Annotated in this window: 4 protein-coding genes and 1 pseudogene; 1 reads left to right on the top strand and 4 read right to left on the bottom strand. The window is 70.2% G+C overall.

Annotated elements, in window-relative coordinates:
• The 3 genes and pseudogenes from AC27IO_RS23050 to AC27IO_RS23040 form a co-directional block, all read right to left on the bottom strand.
• Positions 1-186, bottom strand: a pseudogene (locus tag AC27IO_RS23050) (hypothetical protein); the annotation flags it as partial.
• A complete protein-coding gene (locus tag AC27IO_RS23045) occupies positions 179-310 on the bottom strand; it encodes a hypothetical protein (RefSeq protein ID WP_272564113.1) in 132 nt (43 codons plus the stop codon). The gene AC27IO_RS23045 and the pseudogene AC27IO_RS23050, both read right to left, overlap by 8 nt.
• Before the next feature lie 11 nt (positions 311-321).
• Positions 322-702 carry a hypothetical protein gene (locus AC27IO_RS23040; RefSeq protein ID WP_284399342.1) on the bottom strand — a complete coding sequence of 127 codons (381 nt, stop codon included), beginning with the start codon at positions 700-702 and terminating at the stop codon, positions 322-324.
• Between the two features lie 169 nt (positions 703-871).
• Between AC27IO_RS23040 and nth the strand changes: the two genes are divergently transcribed.
• Positions 872-1,510 (top strand): endonuclease III, encoded by a 639-nt coding sequence (gene nth, locus AC27IO_RS23035; RefSeq protein WP_272564115.1) that lies wholly within the window; start codon positions 872-874, stop codon positions 1,508-1,510.
• Between the two features lie 133 nt (positions 1,511-1,643).
• Here the strand turns inward: nth and AC27IO_RS23030 are convergent.
• On the bottom strand, positions 1,644-2,305 hold a 662-nt coding region (locus AC27IO_RS23030; protein ID WP_498740986.1), incomplete at its 5' end, for a YcjF family protein.

The following is a 2,305-nucleotide window of genomic DNA, read 5'->3' as shown; positions in this document are numbered from 1 at the left end:
CCGCCCGCCGGCCCGCGCCACCATCACGCGGGCCGAACGGCTGCGCAACAGGCGCCGCCAGCTCGGCAGCGAGATGCGGTCTCCCAGGAACGAGGCGCGCTCGATCGCCTCCAGCGCGCGGGCATCGGCAGGCACACCGGCATCGATCGCACGCCCGGGCGTGGCACGGGGCCGGGCCTTATTCATGATCGCGCCCGCTGTCCGGGCGCGGGGCCGGGCGCTCCATCCAGTACAGCAGGCACCAGGCGCCGCCCAGCGGCAGGAAGACCACGAGCAGGGCCAGAAAGAGGTGCAGGGCAACGTCGTGCATCGAACAGGTTCTCAGTGCATCCAGTGGGTGGGCCGGGCGATGCGGCCGAATTCCGCGCAGGGCATGCCGGCCGTCAGCAGGCGCAGGCACGCGGCCAGTTCGCCGCGGCGCACGTTCATCTCGATGCGGATGCAGTGCCGGGCCGCATCCACGTCGATGCGGTAGCCCTGCACGCGCGGGCCCAGGATGCGGTGCAGCGAGCGGCGCCCTTCCAGCACGTCGGTATGAAAGAGGCGCAGCGGCAGCACGACGATGTCGCTGTCGGCCGGCGGCCGGGCCTCCAGGGCCACGCGGTGAAGGGTCGGAAAAGCGCAGGAATGCGGCATGGGGCGAGTCGCCGCCACGGGGCCGGAGGGGTGCCGGCGGGCGGTGGCGGGCTGCGGGTGGAACATGGCCCCAGTCTAGGAAAGCCGGCATAAAAACGCCGTAAAAAATGCGCCGGCGCCCGTCAATTCCCCGTCAACCCGCCCGGGCGGCGGCCCGCCGCCGGGCCGGCAGGCGCCCGGGCGGCCAGCTGCGGGACAATGCGGCTCCCCGCGTGCCCACAACGACATTTCCACCATGAAGACCGCGCAGATCGAACCCTTCTTCGCCGCCCTGAAGGCCGCCAACCCCATGCCCAACACGGAGCTGGAATACACCACGGTGTTCGAGCTGCTGGCCGCGGTGCTGCTCTCGGCCCAGGCCACCGACGTGGGCGTGAACAAGGCCACGCGCAAGCTCTTTCCGGTGGCGGGCACGCCGCAGGCCATCCTCGACCTCGGGCTGGAAGGGCTGGAGGGCTACATCAAGACCATCGGGCTGTACCGCAGCAAGGCCCGTCACCTGATGGCCACCTGCCGCATCCTGGTGGAGCAGCACGGCGGCGTGGTGCCCCGCACCCGCGAGGCGCTGGAGGCCCTGCCCGGCGTGGGCCGCAAGACGGCCAACGTGGTGCTGAATGTGGCGTTCGGCCAGCCCACCATGGCGGTGGACACGCACATCTTCCGCGTCAGCAACCGCACGGGCCTCGCGCCCGGCAAGAACCCGCTGGCGGTGGAGCTGCAGCTCATGAAGCGTGTTCCTGCGGCCTACGCGGTGGACTCGCACCACTGGCTGATCCTGCTGGGCCGCTACGTGTGCCAGGCGCGCAAGCCGCGCTGCTGGGAATGCGTGGTGGCGCCGTACTGCGACTACCAGCCCAAGACCCCGCCGCCGTGACAGGACGGCTGGGCATTAAAAGTGCCTCCAGCACAATTGGTACTAGGGCGTATAGCTATATTTTTCATAGCAAACCGCCCTTGGCGCCCGGGGTGGCGGATTCACCCCACGGCCGGCACCGCGCGCCGCCGGATCAGGCGCGCAGTTCGCGCAGCAGCTTGCCCACATCGAGGCCCTGCGCACGTTGCTGGATCTGCGGCGCGTAGCGCTGCTGCAGGTTGCGCGCCTCGTCCACCGTGCGCGAGAAGGAGGATTTGAGCGCGTCCTTGCCCAGCGTGCGGCCCCCGGCGTAGTACCGCTGCGCCACCTTGCCCAGCGCGTACGTGGTGGCGAACGAGAACGCCGAGCCCGTGGCGGCGCTGCCCACCGCGCGGCCCATGCCGCCCATCACCTTGCCCAGCAGCCCGCCCACCAGCTTGCGGCCGAACTGCTCCACATACTGCGAGGTGAGGCCCACGCCCACCGTGGCGAGAAAGTCGGTGATGTGGCCCTTGTCCAGCTCGTAGCCGTACAGCTTGCCGATGCGGTAGACCAGTCGCGTCTGCAGCGGAATGATCGCCATGGAGGCCAACGACTGCGGCAACAGTTCCAGCGCCCCGTTCAGGATGGAGGCATTCAGCACCATGGAGTCGATCTCGGCCGCATGGGGATCGACGGCCGGCGCCGGCGCGCCACCCGGTACCGGCGCTGGCACCGGTGCCAGCGCCGGTACCGGGTGGCGCGCCGGCGCGGCCGTCGATCCCATGCGCCGAGATCGACTCCATGGTCTGAATGCCTCCATCCTGAACGGGGCGT

It is taken from the genome of Acidovorax sp. KNOB132 (assembly GCF_057541515.1).
This window is presented reverse-complemented; position numbering and strand designations above follow the sequence as displayed.